The following is a 26,978-nucleotide window of genomic DNA, read 5'->3' as shown; positions in this document are numbered from 1 at the left end:
GATGCTAGATGGTAAATTATTGCCCCCCATATGATATTTCTGGCGTGCAACAATACCATCAGCAATTAGCAATTAGCCATTAGCAATTAGCAATTAGCAATTAGCAATTAGCCATTAGCCATTAGCCCTTTCACCAATTCCGCTTTTGCTGTCTCCAAAGCTTCTGGCAATTTACTAGCATCACGTCCACCAGCTTGTGCAAGGTTCGGGCGACCGCCACCACCTCCACCACAAATTTTAGCGATCGCACCCACAAATTTACCAGCTTGCAAACCTTTCTTATTCACTTCCGAACTAAAAGCTGCTACTAAGCTCACTTTACCGGCTTCTGGAACCGAACCTAAGACAACCGCACCGTTACCAAGTTTTTGCAGCAACCGTTCGGCTGCTGTTTTCAAAGATTCGGGATCGACATCTTCCATTTTGGCAACAAGAATTTGAAACTCGCCAACAGCTTCAACTTTTTCTAGCAAGCTATCTGATTTGGCAATTGCTAATTGTGACTTGAGGGTTTCTAATTCCTTCTGAGCGGTTTTCAGTTCGTTTTGCAGGATGGTGATTCTATCTGGGAGTTCTTCAGGTTTTACCTTGAAGCGATCGCTCAAATCCTTTACCACTTTATCCCGAACATTTAGGTACTCCAAAATTGAAGCACCGGAGACAGCTTCAATCCGTCGAACTCCGGAAGCAACTCCAGATTCAGAGATAATTTTGAAAACTCCAATTTCTGAAGTATTGCTAACATGAGTTCCGCCACACAGTTCCATGGACACACCAGGAAAATCAATCACCCTGACTTGTTCGCCGTACTTTTCACCAAACATAGCAACAGCACCTCTTGCTTTTGCTTCAGCTAGGGGTAGAATTTCCACACGAGCAGAGTGAGCTTCACCAATCCAAAGATTGATCGTTTCCTCAATTTGCTGCAACTCTTCTGGGGTGACTGGACGCGGACAGTTAAAGTCAAAGCGCAATCGATCGAAGGATACGAGCGAACCTGCTTGAGAGATTCCTTCATCAACAATTTTCTTCAACGCTGCTTGTAAGAGATGAGTTGCAGTATGGTTAGCTTGGACGCGACGGCGACAAGCTGGATCGATTTGAGCCATCACCTTATCGCCAACTCGGAGAGTTCCCCGTTCAATGCGTCCGAAGTGAACAAAGAAATCTGATTCTTTCTTCACATCGTAAATTGTCACGAGAACACCATCACCAGATATATATCCGCGATCGCCAATTTGTCCGCCCGATTCAGCATAAAATGGGGTTTGGTCGAGAACAACTTGTACCTCTGTTCCGGCTTCTGCTTCCTCTTGCGAGACACCACCCACTAACAACACTTCCACAATTGATGTTGCTGCGGTTTGGGTGTAACCCAAAAATTCTGTAACTTGGATGTGTTCGGCGAGTTCATCGAGAGAACCCTGTACGGTGAGGTCGATGGTTTCGTGGGCGTCTCTTCCACGTTGTTTTTGCTTTTCCATTTCCACCTCAAACCCAGCCTCATCAATTGTGAGGTTGTTCTCAGCAGCAATTTCAGATGTCAGTTCTACAGGGAAACCATAGGTATCGTACAAAGTAAAGGCGCTTTCGCCACTAATTTGAGTTTTGCCTTGGCTTTTAACTTCAGCCATAATTTCCTCAAGCAGTTCTTCCCCACGTTCCAAAGTTTTTAGGAAGCGAGATTCCTCTCTTTGCAATTCTGCTATTATTGCTGACTCTCGCTGACGCAAATTGGGGTAAGCTTCTTCAGAAAGAGCGATCGCAACTTCAGCCACCTGGGTTGTAAATTCACCTTGAATTCCCACCAATCGCCCGTGACGCACGGCGCGACGAATAAGGCGGCGCAACACATAACCCCGTCCCACGTTGGAAGCGCGGATTTCATCAGCTATCATGTGGACGATGGAGCGAATGTGATCCCCGATCACTTTCAGGGAAACTTTGGTTTCTTCATCAACCTTGGTGTAATCGATCCCAGCAATTTCTGCTGCTTGTTTGATGATGGGGAAAAGCAAATCGGTTTCGTAGTTGTTGGGAACTCCTTGGAGAATTTGAGCCATCCTCTCCAAACCCATCCCCGTATCAATGTTCTTGTTAGCCAGGGGAGTTAAATCACCGTTTGCATCCCGGTTGTATTGCATGAACACGAGATTGTAAAACTCGATAAACCGGGTATCGTCTTCTAAATCGATATTCTCATCGCCTCGCTCTGGGTGGAAGTCGTAGTAAATTTCCGAACACGGACCGCACGGACCTGTCGGACCGGAAGCCCAGAAGTTATCATCTTCTCCCAGACGCTTAATCCGTGCTTCGGGGACTCCAATTTTATCGCGCCAGATAGCAAACGCTTCGTCATCTTCCCGAAACACGCTCACCACCAAATGTTCGGGCGCTAAATTAAATACCTTTGTTGATAACTCCCAACCCCAAGCGATCGCTTGTTCCTTAAAATAATCCCCAAAGCTAAAGTTCCCCAACATTTCAAAAAACGTGTGGTGTCGTTTGGTGCGTCCCACATTTTCGATATCGTTGGTGCGAATGCATTTTTGAGATGTTGTAGCACGCTTGAACTCGGGCGTGCGCTGACCTAAAAATATAGGTTTAAATGGTAACATCCCCGCGATCGTCAGCAGCACGGTTGGGTCTTCCGGTACCAAAGAGGCGCTAGGAAGAACTTGGTGTCCCCGTTGGGCGTAGAAGTCGAGGAATGTTTTGCGAATTTCGTTACCGCTGAGGTACTGGGGATTTACTGACATAAGCTCTTACAAATATGAAAGTATGAAATGTGAAGTCAAAGTAAAAGCATAATACATACTACATTGTATTATTAATTTCAGACTTTATCCTTTATCCTTGACCCTTTATTAGGTATATTTTTGCATTTTGTTTCAGTTCGCGACTACCGTTATGGGTCACTGGCGATCGGTTGCAAATTGCAAGCGGTGTTCCCTGCAATCATAACTTTGGTAGGATGAGTGAGTGCGGTCGTGATTTTTAGAATTAAAGCAGAAGAAAAATACAAAATTTCCCAATAGAGGTAAATTATGGCATTAAAACTGAAAGTCCCCTCAATAGCCTGTCAGGGTTGTGCGGAAACTATTACCGAAACAATCCATGTTATGGAACCAGACGCTAAGGTAGATGTGGATGTCCAAGGCAAAACTGTAACTGTAGAAGCCCAAGCCTCGGAAGAGACAATCAAACAAGCAATTGTTGCGGCTGGTCACACTATTGAAGGTTATCAATAGATATCAATAACGGATGTAAGTCGGCAAGAAAAAAGCAATCCGTGTAACAAAGTGTAAACTATCTAATTTTCCTTTGTAGTTGCGAAGTATGTGAAGACAGCGCAACTACAAATGCGATCGCGAAGGTCTCCAAGACAGGTATTAGATAAGACTTATCAAAAATCCTCTCAAAGTTTTTCCGAGAATATACAGAAAATTATTGAGTTGTTTCATAGTAGTGCTCCAAACAATAGAGACTTTACTGAGGAAATAAGACTTTTTTCAAGATAAAAAATAAGTAAAATATTATATTTGAAAGGAATTTGTTAACTCTATCCCAAAAATTACAGTCATCTATATTAAGAAAATTTTAAATAATTTTATAAAAAATTTTAAGCATTGTAAATCTCTATCAGATAATGCTCGCTATACCTAAATTTTAAACATTCAATAAAGTTTATCTGTATCGCGATCGGATATCCTTCGGTAATTCTACTATAACAAATTTTGTAATTTATGAAATATGTATAGAAATGATACCCGCGATATAAACTTTTTGTGGACAATATCTACCCAACAGTAGTTAAAATTTTTTACGTAATGATTTAAACTGCAATATTCTTCATCAACTAGGAGAAAAGAAACATTAGGTCTCAGAAATGGCAACCTCAGCAAATGTATTTATTAAAGTAGAGTATGATGAGGGGCAAAAAATTAAAAATTCATATTGTGGCTAAGTATAAGACATTCACACAAACGTTAAAACTCCCCTATCAGATATACAGCCATGTATTACAGATACCAGGGAGAATGAATTAAGTTCACCAAGTCTAAACCCTTTAGGTAGAAACAGGGCAAAAAGTAAAACAATGAACATTTCCATTCTGATCTTTGGAGATGATAGTTTTCTCGCTATCCTTCCAAAGGATATTCGAGATGCATCTTCTATTGGCGTAGAACTCATCAGCGATTTAAAGCAGGCGATTTCGCGCATTCCATTAAACCCACCAGATATTTTACTGGTACGGGCTAGTTGGGATGGCAGTATGGAATTATGTCATTGGTTAAAAGAACAAACAAAGCTATCCTGGATTTACTGTATCCTGATTGAAGATCGTCCCCAAGTCCTTGCTCAGAGAAATACAAGCAGTGAGGATTGGGAATTGGAGATGACATCCTTAGCTCTACACCAAGGAGCAGATGCGTATATTTGGGGTCTCGAAACAGGAGGTGAGGAGTCTTTACAAGAAGAAATGGCTCGCCATCGCTTGCTACGAGCTCATTTAACTGTAGGATTGCGGAAAGCAGAAAAATATCGAGAACTGATTAGAAAAAACGACTTTCTCTCGGTTATAGCCCTAGCTGACTCACTGACAGAACTGAAAAATCGCCGTGCGTTGGAGTGGGATTTACCCAGTCAAATTCAAAAAGCCCGCAGTCATGGGACTCAACTCTCTTTAATTATTTTAGACGTAGACTATTTTAAAAAAGTTAATGATACTTACGGTCATCTGGTAGGCGATCGCCTTTTACAATTGCTCTGCAGCCGGTTGCGCCACAACTTGCGGGTTCAAGATACTCCATTTCGCTATGGTGGAGAAGAATTTGTGATAGTTCTCCCCAATACAAATTGTGACGAAGCGTGTGGTGTCGCAAACCGTCTCAATTCCATAGTTAGCAAGGAACCATTTGCCATCAACAATAAACTCTCTCTCAACGTCACAATTAGTTTGGGAATATCTAGTTTGCAAGCAGAAGACGATGCAAAGGGAGTCAGCCTGCTTCAGCGTGCGGATCAAAACTTATTGGTAGCGAAAGCAACAGGGCGCGATCGCGTTGTCGGTTGCACCAGCCACACATTCCACCATACTCCACACCGCCAAACTGCTTCTTTTTTCAGTTAGGAACGTCTGACTCCCGAGTTCCTATTCCCCGTGTTTCCAGAACGCGAGTACACTCTGCAACCGAAGCCCTTTGTCGCATAACATCGACAAGGGCTTGGTACGCCGCCCAATGTTCTTCCAACAAAGTTTTTGCTTGGAGGAGACAAAAGCGTTGTTTGAGATTGGTATTGCTTCCAGAAAATCCCAAACTTTTCAACACTCCTGCGAGCTTGCTTTTATCGTCAGCACCCCCCTCAGTATTGTTATAAACTAGTGTTTCTGCAGCAATACCCGCCATCCAAGTTGTGCAATAACGATCCAGCATTTGAGCAGTTATCTTACCTTGTTCGAGTTGAGATGCTAATTCCCCATCATCAAAACTGACACCGCCTTGTCCCGGTTGTTTTTGTTTGATTGCTTCCCAAGCGCTGAGAGTGTAGCCAACCACTGGAATTCCCAACAGGTAAGCGACAAGAAAGTGTCCGGCTTCATGATGTAGGATACGTTCTCTGTGTTCGGGTGAAAAACTTGCCATCCAATCTAAAAGAAGATTACCGCCCTGTCCTTGCAAACTGAAAGAATCGAGAGTAGCGATTCCTAAAACTGTAAAGGTCGCCACTGCAGGGATTGTAGGCGATAGGTGAACGAGCGGTCCCAGCAAACTGGACACAGTCATGGCAAAGACAGAGATTGCTATGAGATTTAGGGCAGTTTTGCTCATATTAAAAATTGAGTTATGTAATGTAATATTTCTTAATGTGTTTCTAATATTATGCGTCAATCTTGACCGAGAAGATAGACTCAGCCAAAAATTTCTCCCCACAGGAGAGCAGAAATGTCAAGATGGGTATTAAGTTCTGAGGTTGCGCCATGTCTTCACCATTTCCAGGAGTCGATCCTTATCTCGAACATCCCGATTTATGGTTTGAAGTACACAGTCGCTTGATTATGGCGATCGCGATTGCTCTAGCGCCCAGTCTCCGTCCGAAGTATCACGTAGCAGTAGAAAAGCGGACCTACCTTAGTGAAGTCGATCTATTGGTTGGCATTCCAGATGTAACAGTGTTTTCTCAGAAATCAACTTTCGGGCGTTCTTTTCCAAATGATTTTTCGTCCAATACAACTGTTAGTACACAAGAACCAGTGAAGGTCTCTGTACCATTGGTTGAAACTGTCGAAGAAAAATATCTAGAAATTAGAGAGATGGGAAAGAACTATGCAGTTACAGTTGTCGAGCTTCTTTCTCCAAAAAACAAACGTGCGGGAGAAGGAAGAGACGCATACGAACGCAAGCGCCGTCAGGTGCTAGCAAGTATTACCAATTTGGTGGAAATTGACTTGCTTCGGGGTGGAAAATCTATGCCAATTATGGAAAGCTTGCCCAATAGCGATTATCGCATCCTTATTAGTCGTGGCGATCGCCGTCCCGAATCCGATTTGTATGCTTTTAGTTTGCGACAATCAATTCCTTCATTTCCCTTACCGCTAGTTCCTCTTGACATTGAGCCAGTCGTAGATTTACAAACTTTACTGAACGAAGTTTATGACCAAGCAGGATTTGACATGAGAATAGATTATTCTCAACTTTGCACGTTACCACTTAAAGAAGCAGATGCAACTTGGGCTAATACTTTGTTGCAAGAGAAAGGATTAGGGATATTCAGAAAATAAAAAATTCCCGTTATATTACATAGTTGAAGTATTTTTGATTCACCGTTTAAATATCTTACACAAAAATTTGTATCCAATAAATACTTCATGTTAATTCTTCGTTATCATCAAAAATTCCGTCCCCATCAATAACTATGGGCTCGTCTTTACAGGCTCCAAAAGTCTCTTCAAAAAAATTAGGAGGCCATCCTTTACCTTGCGTGTTATTTTCTAAATTGCTTAATGCGATCGCTTGAAATGTGACAGTGACTTCTAACTCTGCATTAGTTAGCCCGATTGGAACATCTAAATGCAAAATACCATCTTCACTAACATGATAACGTCTTGTTACGCTATGCATAAATATTTTCTCTTAACTTTCTACTATAAATAGTATTGAATAAATCAGTTGACTGCACTAGCTCGAAATTCAAATAAAAGAGATAGCCAGTTGCGCTCCAAATCTGACTTCTTTAAGAATTCGGAGCTTTGCAGCTACTTGATAACCGATAGATTTCTAAAAAAGGCGATCGCACAATTCGTCATTGTATTATTTTTTTTAGAAAAGGATTGGGCGAATAGAATTCGCTACTATACAAACGAAGTCCGCCTACGCGGACTAGTGAAAATTAATTAAAACCCACGCAGGTGGTGAATCCAGCCCTGCAGGCGGGTCTCCCGCCGTAGGGGACTGGTGAACCCGGAGGGGTTTTGCTTGTATAGCCGCGAATTCCATTCGCCTGGGCTGTAGAAAAAAATGCAAACGTTGGATGCGATTATTTCCAAATACCAATTCCATCACACAATTTGCGATCTTCTTCCTTAGCGTTGGGATTATTTTTCAGATAATTGTACGTCCAATAGTCATGAATCCAAGCACAGCCCTTTGCGAGTAAATCGTCCAAATCGAAATTCCACAAGCGTACCGTTTTGTCATCACTTGCAGTGGCAATGGTCTTGCCATCTGGGCTAAAGGCTACACTTAAGACATCTCCGCTATGCCCGGTGAGGGTTTGAAGGGATTTACCTTTAAGATTCCACAAGCGTACCGTACTGTCAGAACTTGCAGTGGCAATGGTCTTGCCATCTGGGTTGAAGGCTACACTAGCGACAACTCCGCTCTGCCCGATGAGGGTTTGAAGGGATTTACCTTTAAAATTCCACAAGCGTACCGTACTGTCAGAACTTGCAGTAGCAATGGTCTTGCCATCTGGGCTGAAGGCTACACTAGCGACAACCCCGCCATGCCCGGTGAGAGTTTGAAGGGATTCACCTTTGAGATTCCACAAGCGTACCGTTCTGTCAGAACTTGCAGTGGCAATGGTCTTGCCATCTGGGCTGAAGGCTACACTATAGACACTACCGCTATGCCCGGTGAGAGTTTGAAGGGATTCACCTTTAAGATTCCACAAGCGTACCGTTCTGTCAGAACTTGCAGTGGCAATGGTCTTGCCATCTGGGCTGAAGGCTACACTATAGACACTACCGCTATGCCCGGTGAGAGTTTGAAGGGATTCACCTTTAAGATTCCACAAGCGTACCGTTCTGTCAGAACTTGCAGTAGCAATAGTCTTGCCATCTGGGCTAAAGGCTACACTATTGACAACTTTGCTATGTCCGGTGAGAGTTTGAAGGGATTCACCTTTAAGATTCCACAAGCGTACCGTATTGTCAGAACTTGCAGTAGCAATAGTCTTGCCATCTGGGCTGAAAGCTACACTAGTGACAACTCCGCTCTGCCCGATGAGGGTTTGAAGGGATTCACCTTTAAGATTCCACAAGCGTACCGTACTGTCAGAACTAGCAGTAGCAATAGTCTTACTATCTGGGCTAAAGGCTACACTTAAGACAGTACCGCTATGCCCGGTGAGAGTTTGAAGGGATTCACCTTTAAGATTCCACAAGCGTACCGTTCTGTCAGAACTTGCAGTAGCAATAGTCTTGCCATCTGGGCTAAAGGCTACACTATTGACAACTTTGCTATGTCCGGTGAGAGTTTGAAGGGATTCACCTTTAAGATTCCACAAGCGTACCGTATTGTCAGAACTTGCAGTAGCAATAGTCTTGCCATCTGGGCTGAAAGCTACACTAGTGACAACTCCGCTCTGCCCGATGAGGGTTTGAAGGGATTCACCTTTAAGATTCCACAAGCGTACCGTACTGTCAGAACTAGCAGTAGCAATAGTCTTACTATCTGGGCTAAAGGCTACACTTAAGACAGTACCGCTATGCCCGGTGAGAGTTTGAAGGGATTCACCTTTAAGATTCCACAAGCGTACCGTTTTGTCATCACTAGCAGTGGCAATGGTCTTGCCATCTGGGTTGAAAGCTACACTAGTGACAACTCCGCTATGCCCGATGAGGGTTTGAAGGGATTCACCTTTAAGATTCCACAAGCGTACCGTACTGTCATCACTAGCAGTGGCAATGGTCTTGCCATCTGGGCTGAAGGCTACACTATTGACAACTTTGCTATGCCCGATGAGGGTTTGAAGGGATTCACCTTTAAGATTCCACAAGCGTACCGTACTGTCATCACTAGCAGTGGCAATGGTCTTGCCATCTGGGCTGAAGGCTACAGCTACACTATTGACAAAATTACCATGCACTTCAAAACGATTTCGTTCTTTGATCTCGTAAACAATCCTATATAAAACAGAGATTGCCTTGGATCGAGTCTCACCTTCTAATTTCTTGCTTTTCACCTTTTTTCCCAATTTTAAACCTGCGGCTAAAGCCTCAAGTTCAGGGTAGGAATTCAAAATGTTTTCTGTTGTTAAACTTTGTGCCTCAATTTCTGAATTGACTTGTAGTTTTTCGGCTTGTACTTTAGCATTGTTTGCTTCTGTTTCTCTTTGCTTGGCAATATCTCGTTGCTTTTGAGCTTCTTGCTGTCGTTGTACTGCTAATTTTTCTGCAGCTTGGGTTTTTTGAAGAGAATTAGCTAACTGTTTTCCTCGTTGTTCTGCTAGTTGGCGTTGCTTTGCTTCAGCTTGTTGGGTAAGTTGGGTTTCTTGAAGAGAATCAGCTAACTGTTTTCCTCGTTGTTCTGCTAGTTGGCGCTGCTTTGTTTCTGCTTGTTGAGCTAGTTTAGTTTTTTGGAGAGAATCAGCTAACTGTTTTCCTCGTTGTTCTGCTAGTTGACGTTGCTTTTCTTCTTCTTTTTGTAATGTTTTAGCACGTCTTAGAGCTTTCTGTGCTTCTTGCTCGTTTTGTTGTGCTAACTGTGCGTTTTGTGTAGCATTATCGCTTTGCTTTTTTACTTCTCGACGTTTCATTTCTGCATACCAAGCTAGTACCCCCATAGAAACAGAAAAAATTAATAACCCTGTTACAAGCAAGGGTTGTGACGGCTTGAGGCGTTCCCACAAATCCCGCAACTTCAACGGTAAGTGTTGATTGACCCACTTTAAATCAAACACCCTGTGATAAATTTGATTTCTCACCTTCAATATCGCACCCTCTCGCTTGACCACACCTGAAAGCTTGAGATGCGATTTCACGAGCGACCTTTCTTCATCTAAAACGGGTAGCCTACCCCGACGAATGCTGCGATAAGTCGTCAGCACACCTTCTTCATCTGGTGCGCGTTTGGTCAACATATCCCGCACAAACTGCAAGTTATTATCTTGCTCGCTCATTTTCCCAAAAAAGTTGCTGCTGACTACACCATCAACATCTGCTTGCGACCAACTTTTCTGCTCTTTTTGTCTAATTATGCTACATAGCCGTTGTGTTAAATAAGGATGCCCTCCCGTCCATCTCAGTACCCATCCCAAAACTTGCAATGCTTCATCTTTTGGTAAATCTAATCCTTCAGCTAGGGGTTTTGCTTCTTCAAAAGTAAAATCTGTCAGGTCAACAAGCTGACCGATATTAAAGGGTGTCCTCTTGGGATCGCGTATTAAATCGCCGGGAGTTGCCACACCAATCAATACAAAGGAAAGACGATGAAATTCCGGTTCTGAAGCACGGGCAACGTATAAAGAACGAACGGCGGCAAAAAAGTCATCCGTAAAATTAAGGCTTAAAGTCGTATCAATTTCGTCTACAAAAATCACTATAGGTGTCGCTACTTCTGGTAAAAGCACCTCTCGAAAAAATAGGGTTAACCTTTGGGTAAAGCCTAAATGAGCACGTCCTTGCCACCACTGCACCACATCTGTGTCTAATAATAAAGTTCCTTCAATGATAGTGAGTAACCCTAAATACCACTGTTCAGCGGTGACTTGTGTACCAATCTGTGTTACGTCGATGACAACGGATTGAATTTCTTCTTCGGCAAGTCGTTCTACAGTTCTCACCATCAAACTAGATTTACCCATTTGCCTTGAGGTGAGAATGTAAGAAAACTTACTTTCCCGACATAGTGCGAGCAATTCCTCATCGGCTTGACGGGAAATGTAAACACCGTTTTGATTAGCCTGTACGGTTCCGCCAACTGTGTAAATACTTGCTTTACTCACGCAAATTCTCCCGGAAGTACTCGGCATATAACTGACAGCGCGGAACGATCGCTTTTCCTTCTTCTCTCACTAATCCTGCTCCCCGCAATCGCCAAAAGATCCGTTTATCAGCACAGTGGTTTTGACGAATAATTTCTAACAAACCTTGGATTAATTCTGTTTTATTATGTAACAGTGAGAGGTGATGGCGTAAGTGATCTCCGAAAGGTCCGCTATCATGAGTCGCATTGGCAAATAACTCACTTGGGGAAGTTTGCTGAATTGCTACTAAGTAGAGCGATCGCCGGATCAAATAAGGATGCCCTCCGAGTAACCCAATCAATCGTCTTTCCTCACTTGCGTTAAAAGGCAAACCGTGACTCTGGTTAAGATCTGCTACCTGTTGGGGGCTAAAATCTTCCATTTCTATCACTTGTCCGACGTTAAAGGGGGACTGGTTGAGATCGTCTATAAGTTGATAGGGTTCTGTAGAAGTAACTAGAGTGAGGTCAAAGTTTTTCCAAATGGGGGTTGTGGCGCGACAGTTATGCCAACTCCGCAACATCCCAAAGAAATCATTGCGAAACACAGCGTCAAACACTTTATCGACTTCATCCATTGCTAAAACCAATGGTTGTTTCCCCAATCCTTTTAGTATGTGGCGACTGATATAACGAGTACAGCGTTGAGTATTCCCCAACGGAGTACTCCAATATTCATCCACTCGATCTTCCATATCGAGTTCATCGGTAACCCAAGAGCAAAACTGGCGGAAGAAAAGTTCGCCATCTTGCAGGGCTGCTTTGTCAAACAGTTGGAAATCTAAAAACGCTACTCGCTTACCTGCTTGCTCGGCTGTTTCTTTGATGCGAATCAACAGCGAACTTTTGCCAACTTGTCTCGATCCTTTGATTGCGATGGTGACTCCTTTTTGTTCGATGGTTCGTAATGCGATCGCATCGCAAGACCTTTCTACATAAAATTGAGATTCACTGTCCATCGTCCCTTCTGGCATTTCCAATTGTGCAGAAGGGAAGGGACGGGGAAAGGGCGATGCCTCACTAACCCTCAACAAACTAGGCTTTTGTGCTTCGCCAATACTCAATTCACCGCCTGAAATCACTTGAGTTAACTCTGCTATCAAGCGTGGCGTATCGCTGTCATCTTGCCAAAAAGCCCAGTTGATGGAATCTAGGTAAGCACTTAAGGGATATTGAAACTGTTCTCGATATGCCAAACGCACGGGAAGAATAGCAGGGCGTCCTCCCTGTAGTTGTGCTAACTCGTGCGCCTTTTGAATTTCCAACCCTACCATCTCGCTGTGAACGGAATGAGAGGAAAGAAAAACAATCAGAAAATCAGATTTACGCAATTGCTTTTCTATACATTCAGCCCAACGAGTCCCCACTACCATTCTTTGGTCGATAAAAACTTCATGGTGTTGCGACAGGGAGTGATATAGTTCTAAAGCGACTGCTTCATCAGGCTCGGCGTTGCGCTTGTAACTGATAAAAATGTGCTTGCGTTCTGTTGGTTTGGTATCGGGTAGTTTCTCAATTTCCTTTTTCAAGGAAGACAATTCATCTTGTGATTTTTTCTTAAGTACGGGAGTTTGATGTTCTGATAAACCAACCAAACAAGCACTCCCCAGTTCAAAAGCATATTCAATGGTTTTCCCAGCTGCTAGGGCATCGTAAAATGCTCTAGAAAAAGCAATAGCTGCATTATCCCCGATTGTCTGATTTGTTCCGATCGTATAACTGACGTGTTGCGCGATCGCTTCTGCTTGTCCTTCAGAATAGCAGGCATTGAGTACCACACACTCAACACTTTCTGAAGCAAACAGCTTAAACATACTTGCCAATTCATTGCCTTGCACCAGTGCGGCTTCCCCTGCCTCATCCTCCAAAACAATACCATCCTCCCCTGCACCATGCCCGCAAAAGTGAACGATTTGGGGTTGAGTGTCAAGAATTGCCCGGTAAAAGTCACGAGATCTGACTGCCCATCTTTGCTCTAATTTAAATTGTTCGCGTTTGTTCGCTCGTCGCAAACCTTCATCAATCTCCTGTACCTCTTTATCCAAGCGCAATCGAGAGGTATTTTTAGGGTTTGCAGCCAGAATCAATATGGTTTTAACAAACGGACTGTCTCTCATGCTGGGGACTGGGTGTACTTTTTTTCTATTGACTCCTGGTGCCTGTAGGTCGCGATACTTACTTCATAATAGGTGAAAAAAAGTTTAACTTATGCAGAAATTTACTTAAAGATTGTCATTAGTCATTGGTCATTCGTCCTTAGTAAGGATTTTGGGTGCTGAAAAAAACGTAAGGGCGCAATGCCTTGCGCCCTTAATATCAAACCTTTTGGGTAATGCGATTGTCAATTTACAAGAAATTATCGTCATCGATATCAGTAGAAGGAGCATGAGGAAGTACAGAACGATCCGCATCCATCGTTTTTGCTGGGACGCCGAGACGCTTGCGAGCATCTTGCTCTGCTATTTGCCAATCTTTTTTGCTAGTAAATTGTCCTTTATCTAGGAGTGAGTCGCTAGTTGCTGCTCTATCTCGGGTTGGTTGATGACCATTTTTCCATCTGTATTTAAAGTCCATAAACCAATGGTGCCTCAACTAAACAGTTCTGTTTAATCTAATAAATACACTGACTGACCTACCTCTGACTTAAGGTAGGCTTGAGGTTATATCTAGGATGAGACATTATGAATCAACAACGAGAGTTTCCTGATTGGGATAAATTATATCGGGAAGGTCAGGTAGAATCCATGCCCTGGTTCAATCCCGATTTAGATAGCGATCTTGACGAAGCGTTAACAAAGCTCAATATTTCTACAGGAATGGCTTTGGATCTCGGTACGGGTCCGGGGACTCAAGCAATAATATTAGCGGAACGTGGCTACAAAGTGACTGCTACGGATATTTCAGCGACAGCCATCAATCAAGCTCAAATTGTAGCTAAAAAAGAGGGCTTAGATATTACTTTTAGAGAAGACGATATTCTTCACAGCAATCTTTCCCAGGAATTTGATTTTGTCTTTGACCGGGGCTGTTTTCACGTGCTTCCTCCAGATCTCAGACAAGACTATGTTAGGGCTGTACGCAGTTTAATTAAACACAAAGGTTTTTTGTTTTTAAAATGCTTTAGTCATTTAGAGAAAAGAGAACCCGGTCCCTATCGATTTACCCCTGAAGAAATTAGAGAGATTTTTACTCATGGTTTCAAGATTGTGTCTGTCCAAGAAACTGTCTATCAAGGTACTTTAGACCCGCTCCCAAAAGCATTGTTCTGTATTTTGGAAAGACAGTAGATATAAGAAATCACTCAAATACAACTGTCCGATTTCCATAAACTAAAACGCGATTTCCTAAATGCGATCGCACTGCTCTAGCCAGCACAATTCGCTCTAGATCTTTGCCTTTTCTAATCAAATCTTCTACTTCATCTCGATGGCTGACGCGGACTACATCTTGCTCGATAATGGGTCCTGCATCTAGATCCGCAGTGACATAGTGTGCTGTTGCTCCAATAATTTTAACACCTCTTTCAAAAGCTTTATGATAGGGATTAGCACCAACAAAAGCTGGCAAAAATGAGTGGTGAATATTAATTATGTGGGGAAAACGAACAATAAATTCTTGGCTCAAAATTTGCATATATTTTGCCAAGACAACCAGGTCAATTTGATACTGATGCAGCAGTTCTAGCTGTTTGGCTTCCTGTTCTTGTTTGTTATCCTTATTAATTGGGATGTAGTGATAGTCAATGCCAAATTGCTCGGCGACACCTTTTAAATTGGGATGATTGCTAAGAATAAGGGGAATTTCAGCAGTAAACTCTTTTGCTCGTTGTCGCCAAATCAAATCAAACAGGCAATGGTCTTGTTTGCTCACCCAAATGGCAATGCGCTTAACTGTATCAGAAAAGTGGAGTTCCCATTTGGCTTCTAAGGGTTGGGCTATGGCGTTAAACGCTGGCGCAATGAGGTCACGGGGTAAATGAAATCCCTCTAACTGCCATTCAATGCGAGTGAGAAACAACTGAGCTGCGAAATCTGTATGTTGATCCGCGTGGATTATATTTCCACCATAGGTGTGGATGAAGTTGGCGATTTTCGCCACGAGTCCCCGTCTGTCGGGGCAAGATATAAGTAACGTTGCTGTGGGAGTAGTCATGATGACTCATGCTACGACATAATTGAGCTGGTAAGCAAGAACAAAAGGATAGCTCAGTATTTTTCAGGTTTCTTAATGAATTGCTCCGCAAGATAATATCTATCATTGCGTAATTGTAAAACTACAGTCTGCTACACTCAATTTTCTTTATATAAAAATTATCATGATGTCAACTATTCCTCTTTATATAGCTCTTCTATTTTACGTTTTCATGGCTTTTTCTTTCTTCCAAAAATGGCTGGATTTTTTTATAGCAGATGCAGAAATGACGTCTGAGGAAAGGGTTTTCTCTACGATTATTTTAGTCATGGCTACCGTTTTCTGGCCTATTGTAGTGCCTTTTGCGTATCTGGAAGTTTTAAAGTTTCATCAAAAACATAAAGAAGTTATTGATTCATTACTTGCTTCATCAAACTCTAGGTTACAGGATAAGTAGTTTTTAAGGACTTGAGGCTACGGTGGTATATACAAGTCTTATATAGTGATTCTTGCGGTTTCGATCCCCCCTAACCCCCCTTAGCAAAGGGGGGAACTTAATTCCAATTCTCCCTTTTCACGATGTTTCATTTCTTTTCTAGAGATCTTTACACCAACCTAGCTGGGGTTGGGGGAGATGGGGGGCTCTTTAAGGATGAGGTATTGTTAAATCAAAAAATCTTTAAAACTTCCTGTGGTGTAGGGGTGGACACTGCTACCACCCCTGCTAACTACCAACAACTAACCAAGCCCAAAAGCTCATTGTGTAGATTTGGCGATAGTACCCAATTGAAAACCGGGAGGAAAACTCCCTTCCTCTTTGATGCGCTTAATTTCGGCTTCCGTTACCCGCAAATTTAACTTTTGAGCTAAAGCCCGGACAAGATCTCCTCGATCGATGACACCAGAAACAGCACCTGCAGGAGAAAGTACGGTAATGCGCTGTAACTGTTCATTTTCTAGCTTGTTAATAACATCAACAACAGAAGTTAACTCGGTGACGGTGGGAATTTCTGTCAGAGGATGTACAATGCTTTGCACCGTTAGAGTTTCCCATTGACTTCTTTCTATCAAACGCAAATCCTCTAGGTTAACCATCCCACGGTAACGTCCATCCAATTCAGCATAATAAACTTCTAAAGGATTGCCATCTAACAAGTAGGCATCGGCAAAGGAACGTAAAGTTTGGTTGGCGTCTACAACGCGAAAGTCCCTTGTCATGGCATTGGAAGCCACCAAACTCAGTAAGGTTTCTTGTAAAACAGTGACGCGATCGTAACTGCTGGCATTGCGGATGCCAAACCAACCAAGTAGAGCTATCCACAACCCAGTGACTAACTCTCCGGTAAAGTAATCAACAGCCAAGCCAAGAGCGATCGCACCATAGCCTAAAATTTGCCCTGCTCTTGCTGCTAACTTCACAGCTTGAAAGCGATTGCCTGTTGCTTTCCACAGTGCGGCTTTCAACACTTGTCCCCCATCTAAAGGCAAACCCGGAATCAGGTTGAAAAGTGCCAAAACTAGATTGATTCTTGATAAATCCCCTATCATCACACTCGCGGGGCTATTTTCTGGTAAAACAGTTACCAACAATCTTAAAAGAAAAAACAAGCCAACACTTACAGCCGGACCGGCAATTGCCACTTGAAATGCTTTTCCTGGAGTTTTGGATTCTTCTTCGATAGCAGCAATTCCACCAAATAAAAACAAGGTGATGGAATTGACTTTTATACCTTGCGATCGCGCTACCAAACTGTGACCCAATTCATGTAGCAGAACCGAACCAAATAACAGTAGTGCCATGACAATTCCAGCACTCCAAGCCAGCACGGGACCCCATCTTTGGTAAGCGACCCCAAAGTTAAGGGTTGCCAGCCCTAATATGACAAACCATAGAGGGTCTAAAAACAGTGGAATTCCAAATAAAGACCCAATTTTCCAATTTGTTTGCATTATATTTTCCCAAAATCTACACGTTTACAACTAACCAAAAACATATATTACTTGTGTTTTTTTTTACTTATATAGTTGTGTCGCACCAATCATTCCCGACTGAGATTGGAAAAATTGGCAATTGCACTTTTGTGATGCTCTACTTCTAGAATAAACAATTACTGCTAGAGAACAAATCTCAAATAAGACTGAGCCATTTTAAGAATTAAAAACAAAAGGTGGTAGGTCTTTTTACTTTGCACGCCAATCTGCAAGTAAAAAGACCTACCCACCTTTTCGGGATTATTAAAATTGTAAAAATCTAAATACGACCTAGATTGGTTAAGCCCAAAACTGCACCAACACCAATCAAGTGACCTGTACTCATGGCTGCGAGGAATGTACCAACACTAGGATTGTTAAACAAAGAAGGGAAGGGCAGAGGCATTTTGGGACCTACATGGGGAAAGCGGACCACTCTGGGAATAATAAACAGAGCTAACAGACTGCTGATAACAATAATTACCGTGCCACTAAAGTTTAAACCAACACCAGTGTTGGGAGTTGTAGATTGAACAGCTAATAACAAAGATGAAATCACGACTCGTCCTCCGGCAAAATGTAAAGTTCCTGGCGTAGAGGCGCAATACAACTTTGCTCTGCAACAAAACCCGAGTACGCCGTATAAATGCGTCTCTACAACCTTTGCTTATGCTCCTTCTGACGACGGTAATCAATCTTCCATCGGAGGAGAGGAATTAATCTCTCCCTTTAGTTAGAGCAAAATTGCTACAACTCTTTAACTGAACAAAATCCCCGACTTCGTTTCTCTCTGGTTCCGGTGTCTCTGGCTGAGAATGAAAACTGCGAGGCTCTGCAGAGTGCTCCACTGGAGGCGGAGCCTCCTGTAAGGCATCCCAGGCGGAGCCTGGGAACGAGGTGTGCGAAGTTTTGACAGCCTATCAAAACTTTTGCGACAGACTACTAAGCAACTAGCGAACCTGCAAGGTCATTGTTAAATAGCACCAATGTTGGTCAAACCCAATACGATTCCAACCCCGATAATATGGCCAAAACACATAGCACCGATGAAAGCTGGAATACTGAGGGGCAGTACAGGCAACTTAAAACCAACTTGAGGCTTTTCAATCCTCGTTGCTAGTAAAACGGATACTAAACAGCTGACGCTGATGATTGCTGCCACAGTCGTATTGATTGCCGGTGTTGCGGGAACTGTTGCGGCGGCTGCTAGTAAAGTTAATAGAGTCAAGAGCTTTCTCCTTCAGACAATGAATAAGCCGAGCGGTCAACACCCATAAGCGATCGACCGTAGTTTATCGCTCATGGTTGGATGCCGATCGCTGTTTGTGTAAACCACAAGAATTATAAAATCAATAAAGGGAAAACTGAAATTTTTTTATACAATTTGCTTATCGTATTCATTAATACATACCCTAAAAATTTCCATGTGAATTAAGATTTGCGGAATTCCTTAACCCCAACCTGTTATCGTATTGGTTGATTTGGAGAAAAAAATTATATGCGAATTAAGATTTGCGGAATTACTCAACCAGAACAAGGCAAAACAATTGCCTCTTTGGGTGCTACCGCTTTAGGATTCATGTGTGTCCCATCTTCACCGCGCTATGTCAATGTAGAGCAAATTCGGGCTGTTGTAGAACAATTGCCGGAAAACGTAGATAAAATCGGGGTTTTTGCTAATGCTTCCCTGGAAGAAATTAAGCAAACAGTCCTTGATTCTGGGTTAACTGGCGCTCAACTGCATGGAGATGAATCTCCAGAATTTGTTTTACAGTTACGCGAATATTTGCCCGATGTAGAGATTTTAAAAGCTCTAAGAATTCGCGGTACTGAAGACCTGGAAAAAGTAAGTTCTTATACAAATTACGTAGATACTGTACTATTAGACGCGTACCATCCACAACAACTAGGTGGTACGGGTATAACTTTAGACTGGGCTATGTTGGAGCAATTTAGTCCTGGCTGTCCTTGGTTTTTAGCAGGGGGATTAACTCCAGACAACATTCTTGACGCTCTCAATCAAGTTCACCCCAATGGCATCGATCTCTCGAGTGGAGTAGAACGCGCCCCTGGAGATAAAGATTTAGATAAAGTGGCGAAGTTATTTGAGAAATTGAAAGTAGTGAGTAGTTAGTAGTTAGTGGTTGATGGTAATTTCTCACAACTAACCACTAACTGCTATCCATTAACCACTAACTAAAAAAACGATGCTTGATGGCGAATCAGATTGAAATACTCTTCACGAGTTTTCTGTTCTTCTTGGAACACACCTAGCAATGCACTTGTGACAGTCCAAGAGCCTGGTTTTTGTACCCCCCGCATAACCATGCACATATGAGAAGCTTCAATCACAACAGCCACGCCTTGGGGTTCTAAAATCTGGTGAACTGCTTCGGCAATTTGGCGAGTGAGCCTTTCTTGAACCTGGAGACGGCGGGAATACATCTCAACAATACGGGCGAGTTTACTCAGTCCCACAACTTTCTGGTTGGGAATGTAAGCAACGTGCGCTCTTCCCATAAACGGCAGCATGTGATGTTCGCAGAGACTAAATAAATTGATATCGCGTACAAGTACCATTTCATTGTGACCTTCGTCAAAGATAGCGCCGTTTACGAGGTCTTCTAAAGATTGGTTGTAACCGCTGGTCAGAAACCGCATTGCTTCTGCAACTCGCTTGGGTGTTTTCAGCAATCCCTCACGTTCTGGATCTTCCCCAACACCCACCAGTAAAGTTCGCACGGCTTCCATCATCTGCTCCATCTGCTCCTCTGTTTGGGGATGCAAAATGGGTTCTCGCCCGTCGTGAGTGTTGCGATCTGGTCTTGGAGTAATGGATTCCGTTAAATCAGGAATAAGAGGAGATTGGGAGCGATTGGCACCGTTGGAACTAGCAATAGTCATGATGTCACAGTCTGTGTAAAGGTTTGAAAGTTAAGGACAAATTACAAAACACCAGCACTCGGCATAAGAATTAATTCGTCAATGACTGCTTGCTGTGGTAGCAAGGCAGTATGAAGAATTGATTGAGCCACAATTTCTGGGGTTAACATTTTTGAGCGGTCAAAGTTAGCATTGACGGTTTCTGTATCCCATAGCTCCGTGTTGACTGCACCGGGATGGATAACAGTCACTCGAATACCACGGGCGCGTTCTTCTTGTGCCAGAGTTTGGGAAAGGGCTATCAAACCTGCTTTGCTGACACTGTAAGCACCCCAATTGGCAAATGCTTGCTTGCCAGCTATGGAAGAAACGTTGATAATTGTGCCTGTACCACGGGCTCGCATTCCCGGCAAAATTCCCATGATACACTGAAATATGCTGGTTAAATTTAAATCTAAAACCAGATTCCAGTCGGATAGAGAAGTTTCACTCAGAGAGCCAGTGTAACCTATACCAGCGCAATTTACCAAAATATCGATCTCTCCAAAATCGCTAGCTATTTCCTGCATTTTTTCTTGCACTAGAGAGACACAAGACAAATCCAATGGATATGCTTTTGCTTCTACTCCTGCGTGCTTTGCAGCTTGACAAACCGTTGCTAACTTCTCCATAGAACGGCTCACTAGGGCTAGATCCATACCTGCTCGTGCAAACGCTAAAGCAGTTTCTCTGCCAATGCCACTACTTGCCCCAGTAATTAAAGCACGTCGTTTCTGCTCAACACTCATTCTGTCTCCCCACTTTGTTGAGGTTCTTAAACCACATTGCCATCTGGATTGTGAAAAATTTTTGGCTCAAATAAATTAAACAAAGCTAAAAATCTGCTGAATTTTTTATGGTAGCTGCTAGACTCCATATATCTCAATCCTGTCTGTGTTACGCGTTTTCTGAGTAACGACAGCAAACTTTCGCATAGAAAACGCTATCTCACCCCGATAATTAACGACTAGCCCACGGTCAAAAGCCTAACGCCAAAAGTTGGTTTGCTGTTGCCGTTGACTCTCGACTATAGACTAAAAATGTAAATGCCTGTGGCTTAAAAGATTGTTAAAAATCTTTAAGTACCACAGGCAATTATAGCATTGCTGCTAAGTTAGTAAATAATCTCAGCCCTGTCAGTGAGCAACTTCCGTGAAAACACCCATTTTGCGGAACTTTTCGTAACGCAATTGGCGTCGTTCTTGGGGGGTAAAGCGGTTGAGATCCTCCAAGTTGTCTAACAAAGCTTGCTTGAGTGTATGGGCAGCTTGTAAAGGGTCCGAATGAGCGCCACCAACGGGTTCGGGCAATATCTGGTCGATAATTCCCAAGTTCTTGAGGTCGTGAGAAATAATTTTTAAGGCAACCGCTGCTTGAGGTGCTTTACTGGCATCTTTCCATAAAATGGCAGCGCAAGCTTCAGGGGTAGCAACAGTATAAACGGAATGTTCAAACATTAAGAGGCGATCGCCTACACCAATACCGAGCGCACCACCAGAACCGCCTTCACCAATGACAGTGCAAACAATGGGCACATCAAAGCAAAACATCTCCCGTAAATTATAAGCGATCGCTTCTCCTTGACCTTGATGTTCGGCTTCAATTCCTGCCCAAGCCCCTGGTGTGTCGATAAAAGTTAAAATCGGCATACCAAACTTATTGGCGTGTTCCATTAACCGCAGTGCTTTGCGATAACCGCCTGGAGATGCCATACCAAAATTCCGGGCAACATTGTCCTTAGTATCGCGACCTTTCTGATGACCCAACAGAACCACAGGTTTTCCACCCAAACGACCCACACCGCCGACTAAAGCAGGGTCATCAGAACCACAGCGATCGCCATGCAACTCCATCCATTCATCACTAATGGACTGGATATAATCAAGAGTACTGGGGCGGCGTGGGTGACGAGCGACTTGCAGCCGCTGCGACGGCGACAGACTACTGAATATTTCTTCTCGCAATTGCATGGCGCGTGCTTCTAGTTGACGAATTTGACTGGTCACATCGACGCCATTTTCTTCCGCTAGTTGCCGAATTTGGTCAATTCTAGTAGCAAGTTCGGCTAACGGCTTTTCAAAATCTAACAGTAGCTGTTTACGCTCAGTAGTTGCCATTTTCAGATATTGGTTAGTGGTTAGTGGTTAGTAGTTAGTGGTTAGTAGGAATTTTTAGCAACTAACCACTAACAATTAACTAAACAAGCAATGGTCTAAAGCCGTGTTTCACCGACACCTGACCGATCTGCTCCATTTTCTCTACGGTAATCCGATTTCGACCCCAAGAGAAGTTAGTGTATAACTTCTCAAATTCCAACAACATGGATTCAGCAAAACAAGCAAACAATTGACGTGCGGGCACCTCCATATTGACAATTTGCATGATTTTCCAATCAATATCAAGAGAGTGCTCGACAATGCCCCCATTCAGGACATACACATCAGGATGCTGAATCTTACTTGCTAGATTTTTTGGATAACCGCCATCAACGAGCAGACAAGGTGACTTCAGAACAGTGGAGTCAATTTCCACGCCTTTAGGCATACTGGCAACCCAAACGACAATATCAGCTTGGGGTAATGCTTCTTCGAGCGACATGATTTTTCCACGACCGAGTTCTTCTTGCAAGTGTTGCAATCTTTCGCGATCGCGAGCAATTAGCAGAAGTTCTCGGACATCTGTTTTTTTATTTAACCACCGGCAGACAGCACTGCCAATATCTCCTGTCGCCCCACAAACAGCAACAGTCGCCTTTGACAGTTCAATTCCCAAGCGTTGCGATGCTTGTTCTACCTGTCGGCAAATAATGTAAGCTGTGTGAGTATTGCCCGTAGTGAAACGTTCAAACTCCAATTTAATATTGCGGACTTGTCCAAATTGCTCTAAGTTAAAGTTTTCAAAAATAATTGAGGAAAACCCGCCTAAAGCCGTGATGTTTATGCCGTGCTTTTGCGCGTGAGCCATAGCATTGAGGATTTTGCGTGTCGCTGCCTTGATCCGCCGCGACGCGAGCATCTCCGGCAAAAAACAGGATTCTACATACCGCCCTTCAATTTTTTGACCGGTAACACTAGTCACAGTGATGTTATCAACAATTTGGGGCGGAGCACTGCACCAAAAATCTAAATCTTGCTCGGCGTATTCAGGGTAGCCTAAGTTTCTAGCTACCGCTTGCGCGTGTTCCAAACTGGTAAGGTGTCCGATTAGACCAAACATGAACTATTTTATTAAGCGTATCCTTCGTATGGGGAGTAGAGGAGTAAGGACTGGGGTATGGCGCATGGAGCATTGACAAAATTGGGACTTGAGGATTGGGCAATTGGGTATAGTCTAAGGTTATTCAATATACAATTGCCCATTACCTGTTACCATTGCCCCAAGCTCTATGCTCCAGTAAGCCCGTAAGCTGAGAGACGCATAATATCGCGGGTTGTAAAACCAATATTACTAAGTGCTTCTCCGTACTGGATCATGAAGTCTTCTACCAAAGCTTCCTTTTCCATTGCTAAGACACGAGCATCATTCTCTACTTGGTTGAGCATTTTCCAAACAATAGGTAGGTTTTGGCGATTGGCTTCTTCTAATTCTGCTTTTGATTGTTCAAAATGTTCTTTTAACCAAACTTCTCCAAAGTTAAGATGGCTGTATTCATCTTTAACAACGCCTTCCGTGATTTTGCGGGCAAAATCATCCGCAACTGGAATGTAAATGTTGTAAGCTGCGATCGCAAAACATTCAATAATCAAAGACTGAATGAGCAAGCAAGTTACGACTTTACCCTCAGCTGCTGCTGTTTGAAAATTAGAATGCAATCCTGCAAAAAACTCCTTAGCAAATTGCAAATCGGGTGTTACCTGAAGATTGCGTCCGCAAGATTCAAAACCTTTCTTGTGACGGCTTTCCATTTTGGATAGGCGCGTAAGTTCATCCTTACAATCTGGCAGCAGTTCAGCAAGTGCCAAGTAATTTTCGTGGGCTTCCTGTTCCCCTTCAATTACGATCGCATTAATCCGACTATATGCGTCCTTGTACACTTCGCTGTGAAAATCAATTTCCGATTGCGCTGCAAGCTGCTGCATGGTACTGTTCACTCCTGTGCTGTGAATCATTTGATACCAAGTTTTGCCAAAGGATCGGTAAGTGGATAATTTTCAGTTGGCATTGCCTGAAAATTCATGACCGATAGCGATCGCTTTTTGGTAACTGTGGTTTAATTTAACTTAACAAGTCTATATGTTAATAGATTAACCTTTGCTGGCAGCATTATCTCAAGCTCGTCCATAGGAGAAGTCAGGAATTCAGAGGGAAAGTGGTTTTTCTCACGTCCTTTGCGCCTTCTGGTTCTGGGCTTCAGTTTTTGGCAAACAGAAATATGTTCTTGGCAAATCACTAAGAAACTAGGCGACGAGGTATATTTTTACTGGCATTGGTCAATTCTAACGCAGTGGCGTGATATGGCAGCCTTTTAAATTGTGACATCAGCACTGGCTGACTGTGCCATATGTCTGGTAAAAAAACTTAAATATTCCTGTTTCTAATGTAGCTGAGTTTACACGTGATAGGCAGTAATAACAATACTTCTATCAGAACTGTAGATAGATTCAACCTGTGGATAAGTGTCGTGTGACCACCATACTTTTACCCTGCTAGCTTGGGCGGGTACGCTTCCTACTTCGTAATATCCAGCATTAATCATCCTTTTTTCAAATTCACCAGATGGTAATATTTTAGTAGTGAACGCTGATAATCCTTGTATCCCGTGCTTATCAAGCGTCATAGCTACCTTGATACGTCGTAAATATTCGATATCCAGGTAGCACTAGTGCAATGCCTGTAGAATCATGAATTTTACCAGGGTATTTGTATGGGTTATCATCAGGTATTGCACCACCAATTCTTATGCTGAAGTATGGACACCAAAAATAAAATCCTGGTAGCAACAAATCCATACTGTAGGCGATCGCTCTTAGTTTTTCTTGTTTTTTGGGGAGTTTTGTTTCTGTAGAAAGGTTAATCATTCTTTAATCTCCAAATTTTGGGTTGTCAGACATTTTCCTTATAAAGAGCAAGAAAGTCCGTAAGTTCGTCAGGACAAACCATTAAACATCTCCGAAAATTAATTATGCGTTACCTGAAACCCGTAGAGACGCGATTAATCGCGTCTCTACGTCATTTCTTTTAACAGCAATCTCCTCGTCTTCCCTCTTCCATTCTGCACCGATTCCTAATTTGTTTCTTGAATTTGCAAACGGATAGTCCGTTCGCCCGGTCCGCCAAGGTTTAATTCCATCACTTCACTACCAAGAGGTTCCAAACATTCAAGGAGCGATCGCAAGTGAGGCGTACTAGCACCTGTATCTACATAAAGCCGATCGGCTAAGTTACTAATTCGCTTCCAACTCATGTATAACTTACCGATCGTTTGTTCTAGCTGAGAAGCTTGATTTACTAAATCCGCAGCAACACTCAAACAACCAACTCGTTGAGCTTCTATAAGTGCTGTTTCAATGTCAATTTCCTCAGAAGTGAGTGCTTGGACTTGAGCCGCAGCTTTTAAATATTTTGCCAGGTTACGGGCTTCTGTCGTAGCTTGCTTGATAGTGTCTAAATCGGGATTTTGGGCTATTTCCCTCTGTATGGCAGTTTGGTGAGACTCTGGTAGTTTCTCCATTTCCTTAACCAGAGGCGCTATATAACGAGGTGGAAGGGCATTTTCTGCTGCTTTGGTCTTCACTGGTTCCGGTAGCAAATCAGAAGACATGGCTGTCCATTCATCAGTCAGCTGACGAACCTCCCGTCTTGTGATTTTGTCGCCATTTTGTGCTGCTTCCGTTACCATCTGCTGAACTTCTGGGGCGGCTTTGGCAGTTTCTACAAATGCCCGTTTGCTAAAGTTATTGATAGCCCCTGGGTCTAGTTTCCCTTCTTCTAGAAGGGTATCAGCACTATTAGCAAGTTGGATTAAAGCATAAGCTTGGCTTTTGCTAATATCTCGTTCTTTTAACCATTTTAAAAAACCCGAACCCCTTCCTTCCCCGTCTTTCTTCTCCCGATCGCGAACAGCCCGTAAAATTCGCCCCCGCCAAATGTCTGTCTGCAGGTCAAAACGGTTACACACTTGCCAAGCCACTTCCACCTGCTGAAGAAATTCCATTTCTGGAATATCCTCATCGTCTGGATTTGGCAGTTGAAAGTCAAAATCAGCTGGCTGCTGCAGAAGCGCAGCCAAGTCATTCATGGATTCGTTATATTGCACGATACATAAGTCATTACTCTATGCGCGGTTTATTATACACATTCTGCAGAGGCAGGTTGTCTACTGTATTCACACATTATTTTTTATACCGAGTATTTCATACTAACCCCAGGCGATGTTCGTAATCGCGGCTATACATACAAAGTCCCTTCGGGTTCGCCAGTCGCCTACGGCGGGAAACCCGCCTGCAGCGCTGGACTCACCGCCTACACGGACTTATTTGTAAAATTCTCTCTTCTCTCTACTGAGCCACCAAAGCGAGATGAGGAACCCGCGCAGGCGGGTTTCGCCTGTATAGCTGCGAATTCCATTCGCCCGTACCGATATCAAGACTGAGCCACCAAAGCGAGATGAAGAACCCGCGCAGGCGGGTTTCGCCTGTATAGCTGCGAATTCCATTCGCCCGTACCGATATCTGAGCCACCAAATCGAGGTTGAAATCGGAATTC

The 26,978-nt window shown here is 43.1% G+C and carries 24 protein-coding genes; 6 read left to right on the top strand and 18 right to left on the bottom strand.

The window, feature by feature from the left end; all coding sequences use genetic code 11:
• Nucleotides 1-107 precede the first annotated feature (107 nt).
• The gene (alaS, locus tag AB0756_RS28680; RefSeq protein WP_038099002.1) at nt 108-2,759 is read right to left on the bottom strand and encodes an alanine--tRNA ligase; all 2,652 of its coding nucleotides are present in this window, start codon (nt 2,757-2,759) and stop codon (nt 108-110) included.
• Nucleotides 2,760-3,047: 288 nt separating this feature from the next.
• Between alaS and AB0756_RS28675 the strand changes: the two genes are divergently transcribed.
• Together AB0756_RS28675 and AB0756_RS28670 are read left to right on the top strand one after the other, a co-directional pair.
• Nucleotides 3,048-3,251, top strand: coding sequence for a heavy-metal-associated domain-containing protein (locus AB0756_RS28675; RefSeq protein WP_038099004.1), 204 nt, complete (start codon nt 3,048-3,050; stop codon nt 3,249-3,251).
• 848 nt (nt 3,252-4,099) lie between these two features.
• Nucleotides 4,100-5,134, top strand: coding sequence for a GGDEF domain-containing protein (locus AB0756_RS28670; protein ID WP_038099007.1), 1,035 nt, complete (start codon nt 4,100-4,102; stop codon nt 5,132-5,134).
• Here AB0756_RS28670 and AB0756_RS28665 read toward each other — a convergent pair.
• Nucleotides 5,127-5,834: an ATP-dependent Zn protease gene (locus AB0756_RS28665; protein WP_038099010.1), complete on the bottom strand. Its 708-nt coding sequence runs from the start codon at nt 5,832-5,834 to the stop codon at nt 5,127-5,129. The genes AB0756_RS28670 and AB0756_RS28665 overlap by 8 nt on opposite strands.
• A 149-nt stretch (nt 5,835-5,983) precedes the next feature.
• On the opposite strand from AB0756_RS28665, the gene AB0756_RS28660 reads away from it, so the two are divergent.
• On the top strand, nt 5,984-6,784 hold the full coding sequence (locus tag AB0756_RS28660) for a DUF4058 family protein (RefSeq protein WP_038099012.1): 801 nt from the start codon (nt 5,984-5,986) through the stop codon (nt 6,782-6,784).
• An 85-nt stretch (nt 6,785-6,869) separates the two neighbouring features.
• Here the strand turns inward: AB0756_RS28660 and AB0756_RS28655 are convergent, their stop codons facing one another.
• From AB0756_RS28655 to AB0756_RS28640, 4 genes are all read right to left on the bottom strand, one after another.
• A complete protein-coding gene (locus AB0756_RS28655) occupies nt 6,870-7,124 on the bottom strand; it encodes a hypothetical protein (RefSeq protein WP_038099013.1) in 255 nt (84 codons plus the stop codon).
• Nucleotides 7,125-7,539: 415 nt separating this feature from the next.
• On the bottom strand, nt 7,540-11,229 hold the full coding sequence (locus AB0756_RS28650; protein WP_408104025.1) for a P83/100 family protein: 3,690 nt from the start codon (nt 11,227-11,229) through the stop codon (nt 7,540-7,542).
• Nucleotides 11,222-13,366, bottom strand: a complete 2,145-nt coding sequence (locus tag AB0756_RS28645; protein WP_050046152.1) for an AAA-like domain-containing protein — start codon at nt 13,364-13,366, stop codon at nt 11,222-11,224. The genes AB0756_RS28650 and AB0756_RS28645 overlap by 8 nt, the downstream gene beginning before the upstream one ends.
• Before the next feature lie 229 nt (nt 13,367-13,595).
• A complete protein-coding gene (locus AB0756_RS28640; RefSeq protein ID WP_038079211.1) occupies nt 13,596-13,823 on the bottom strand; it encodes a hypothetical protein in 228 nt (75 codons plus the stop codon).
• A gap of 107 nt (nt 13,824-13,930) precedes the next feature.
• Here AB0756_RS28640 and AB0756_RS28635 point away from each other — a divergent pair, with 107 nt between their 5' ends.
• Complete coding sequence (locus AB0756_RS28635; RefSeq protein ID WP_038079209.1) at nt 13,931-14,536, top strand: class I SAM-dependent methyltransferase; 606 nt, start codon at nt 13,931-13,933, stop codon at nt 14,534-14,536.
• A gap of 10 nt (nt 14,537-14,546) precedes the next feature.
• On the opposite strand, the gene purU is transcribed toward AB0756_RS28635, so the two are convergent.
• Nucleotides 14,547-15,401 carry a formyltetrahydrofolate deformylase gene (gene purU / locus AB0756_RS28630; RefSeq protein WP_038079207.1) on the bottom strand — a complete coding sequence of 285 codons (855 nt, stop codon included), beginning with the start codon at nt 15,399-15,401 and terminating at the stop codon, nt 14,547-14,549.
• 163 nt (nt 15,402-15,564) lie between these two features.
• Between purU and AB0756_RS28625 the strand changes: the two genes are divergently transcribed.
• Nucleotides 15,565-15,837 (top strand): hypothetical protein, encoded by a 273-nt coding sequence (locus AB0756_RS28625; RefSeq protein WP_038079206.1) that lies wholly within the window; start codon nt 15,565-15,567, stop codon nt 15,835-15,837.
• A 299-nt stretch (nt 15,838-16,136) separates the two neighbouring features.
• Here AB0756_RS28625 and AB0756_RS28620 read toward each other — a convergent pair whose 3' ends face one another.
• From AB0756_RS28620 to psaK (AB0756_RS28610), 3 genes are all read right to left on the bottom strand, one after another.
• Entirely contained in the window at nt 16,137-17,330 is a 1,194-nt protein-coding gene (locus AB0756_RS28620) for a site-2 protease family protein (RefSeq protein WP_038079205.1), read from the bottom strand.
• A gap of 301 nt (nt 17,331-17,631) precedes the next feature.
• On the bottom strand, nt 17,632-17,910 hold the full coding sequence (psaK, locus tag AB0756_RS28615; RefSeq protein ID WP_050046151.1) for a photosystem I reaction center subunit PsaK: 279 nt from the start codon (nt 17,908-17,910) through the stop codon (nt 17,632-17,634).
• A 414-nt stretch (nt 17,911-18,324) separates the two neighbouring features.
• Complete coding sequence (gene psaK, locus AB0756_RS28610) at nt 18,325-18,579, bottom strand: photosystem I reaction center subunit PsaK (RefSeq protein WP_038079203.1); 255 nt, start codon at nt 18,577-18,579, stop codon at nt 18,325-18,327.
• Between the two features lie 270 nt (nt 18,580-18,849).
• Between psaK (AB0756_RS28610) and AB0756_RS28605 the strand changes: the two genes are divergently transcribed.
• Nucleotides 18,850-19,485 (top strand): phosphoribosylanthranilate isomerase, encoded by a 636-nt coding sequence (locus tag AB0756_RS28605; protein ID WP_038079202.1) that lies wholly within the window; start codon nt 18,850-18,852, stop codon nt 19,483-19,485.
• Between the two features lie 62 nt (nt 19,486-19,547).
• Here AB0756_RS28605 and folE read toward each other — a convergent pair whose 3' ends face one another.
• The 8 genes from folE to AB0756_RS28565 form a co-directional block, all read right to left on the bottom strand.
• Nucleotides 19,548-20,255, bottom strand: a complete 708-nt coding sequence (gene folE / locus AB0756_RS28600) for a GTP cyclohydrolase I FolE (protein ID WP_038079201.1) — start codon at nt 20,253-20,255, stop codon at nt 19,548-19,550.
• A gap of 41 nt (nt 20,256-20,296) precedes the next feature.
• Entirely contained in the window at nt 20,297-21,022 is a 726-nt protein-coding gene (locus AB0756_RS28595) for an SDR family oxidoreductase (RefSeq protein WP_038079200.1), read from the bottom strand.
• A 387-nt stretch (nt 21,023-21,409) separates the two neighbouring features.
• Nucleotides 21,410-22,390 carry an acetyl-CoA carboxylase carboxyltransferase subunit alpha gene (locus tag AB0756_RS28590; RefSeq protein ID WP_038079199.1) on the bottom strand — a complete coding sequence of 327 codons (981 nt, stop codon included), beginning with the start codon at nt 22,388-22,390 and terminating at the stop codon, nt 21,410-21,412.
• A 79-nt stretch (nt 22,391-22,469) separates the two neighbouring features.
• On the bottom strand, nt 22,470-23,489 hold the full coding sequence (locus tag AB0756_RS28585) for a long-chain acyl-[acyl-carrier-protein] reductase (RefSeq protein WP_038079198.1): 1,020 nt from the start codon (nt 23,487-23,489) through the stop codon (nt 22,470-22,472).
• Nucleotides 23,490-23,656: 167 nt separating this feature from the next.
• Nucleotides 23,657-24,352, bottom strand: a complete 696-nt coding sequence (locus tag AB0756_RS28580; protein WP_038079221.1) for an aldehyde oxygenase (deformylating) — start codon at nt 24,350-24,352, stop codon at nt 23,657-23,659.
• A 470-nt stretch (nt 24,353-24,822) separates the two neighbouring features.
• Nucleotides 24,823-25,050, bottom strand: coding sequence for a hypothetical protein (locus AB0756_RS28575; RefSeq protein ID WP_050046150.1), 228 nt, complete (start codon nt 25,048-25,050; stop codon nt 24,823-24,825).
• Nucleotides 25,040-25,291 (bottom strand): hypothetical protein, encoded by a 252-nt coding sequence (locus tag AB0756_RS28570; protein WP_038079196.1) that lies wholly within the window; start codon nt 25,289-25,291, stop codon nt 25,040-25,042. The genes AB0756_RS28575 and AB0756_RS28570 overlap by 11 nt, the downstream gene beginning before the upstream one ends.
• Before the next feature lie 206 nt (nt 25,292-25,497).
• Nucleotides 25,498-26,511 carry a hypothetical protein gene (locus AB0756_RS28565; protein ID WP_408019878.1) on the bottom strand — a complete coding sequence of 338 codons (1,014 nt, stop codon included), beginning with the start codon at nt 26,509-26,511 and terminating at the stop codon, nt 25,498-25,500.
• Nucleotides 26,512-26,978 lie beyond the last annotated feature (467 nt).

This window comes from Tolypothrix campylonemoides VB511288_2 (assembly GCF_045999855.1).
GTDB classification, from domain to species: domain Bacteria; phylum Cyanobacteriota; class Cyanobacteriia; order Cyanobacteriales; family Nostocaceae; genus Scytonema; species Scytonema bouteillei_A.
Note: the sequence above shows the minus strand (reverse complement) of the source record. Positions and strands in the feature narration are given on the sequence as shown.

Coding starts and splice junctions, on each gene's coding strand:
- AB0756_RS28660 (WP_038099012.1), top strand. CDS start 5,984: ATGTCTTCACCATTTCCAGGAGTCGATCCTTATCTCGAACATCCCGAT.
- AB0756_RS28645 (WP_050046152.1), bottom strand. CDS start 13,366: ATGAGAGACAGTCCGTTTGTTAAAACCATATTGATTCTGGCTGCAAAC.
- folE (WP_038079201.1), bottom strand. CDS start 20,255: ATGACTATTGCTAGTTCCAACGGTGCCAATCGCTCCCAATCTCCTCTT.
- AB0756_RS28575 (WP_050046150.1), bottom strand. CDS start 25,050: ATGACGCTTGATAAGCACGGGATACAAGGATTATCAGCGTTCACTACT.
- AB0756_RS28620 (WP_038079205.1), bottom strand. CDS start 17,330: ATGCAAACAAATTGGAAAATTGGGTCTTTATTTGGAATTCCACTGTTT.
- AB0756_RS28625 (WP_038079206.1), top strand. CDS start 15,565: ATGATGTCAACTATTCCTCTTTATATAGCTCTTCTATTTTACGTTTTC.
- AB0756_RS28675 (WP_038099004.1), top strand. CDS start 3,048: ATGGCATTAAAACTGAAAGTCCCCTCAATAGCCTGTCAGGGTTGTGCG.
- AB0756_RS28570 (WP_038079196.1), bottom strand. CDS start 25,291: ATGATTAACCTTTCTACAGAAACAAAACTCCCCAAAAAACAAGAAAAA.
- AB0756_RS28670 (WP_038099007.1), top strand. CDS start 4,100: ATGAACATTTCCATTCTGATCTTTGGAGATGATAGTTTTCTCGCTATC.
- AB0756_RS28595 (WP_038079200.1), bottom strand. CDS start 21,022: ATGAGTGTTGAGCAGAAACGACGTGCTTTAATTACTGGGGCAAGTAGT.
- AB0756_RS28585 (WP_038079198.1), bottom strand. CDS start 23,489: ATGTTTGGTCTAATCGGACACCTTACCAGTTTGGAACACGCGCAAGCG.
- AB0756_RS28655 (WP_038099013.1), bottom strand. CDS start 7,124: ATGCATAGCGTAACAAGACGTTATCATGTTAGTGAAGATGGTATTTTG.
- AB0756_RS28580 (WP_038079221.1), bottom strand. CDS start 24,352: ATGCAGCAGCTTGCAGCGCAATCGGAAATTGATTTTCACAGCGAAGTG.
- AB0756_RS28665 (WP_038099010.1), bottom strand. CDS start 5,834: ATGAGCAAAACTGCCCTAAATCTCATAGCAATCTCTGTCTTTGCCATG.
- AB0756_RS28590 (WP_038079199.1), bottom strand. CDS start 22,390: ATGGCAACTACTGAGCGTAAACAGCTACTGTTAGATTTTGAAAAGCCG.
- alaS (WP_038099002.1), bottom strand. CDS start 2,759: ATGTCAGTAAATCCCCAGTACCTCAGCGGTAACGAAATTCGCAAAACA.
- purU (WP_038079207.1), bottom strand. CDS start 15,401: ATGACTACTCCCACAGCAACGTTACTTATATCTTGCCCCGACAGACGG.
- AB0756_RS28605 (WP_038079202.1), top strand. CDS start 18,850: ATGCGAATTAAGATTTGCGGAATTACTCAACCAGAACAAGGCAAAACA.
- AB0756_RS28635 (WP_038079209.1), top strand. CDS start 13,931: ATGAATCAACAACGAGAGTTTCCTGATTGGGATAAATTATATCGGGAA.
- AB0756_RS28565 (WP_408019878.1), bottom strand. CDS start 26,511: ATGAATGACTTGGCTGCGCTTCTGCAGCAGCCAGCTGATTTTGACTTT.
- AB0756_RS28640 (WP_038079211.1), bottom strand. CDS start 13,823: ATGGACTTTAAATACAGATGGAAAAATGGTCATCAACCAACCCGAGAT.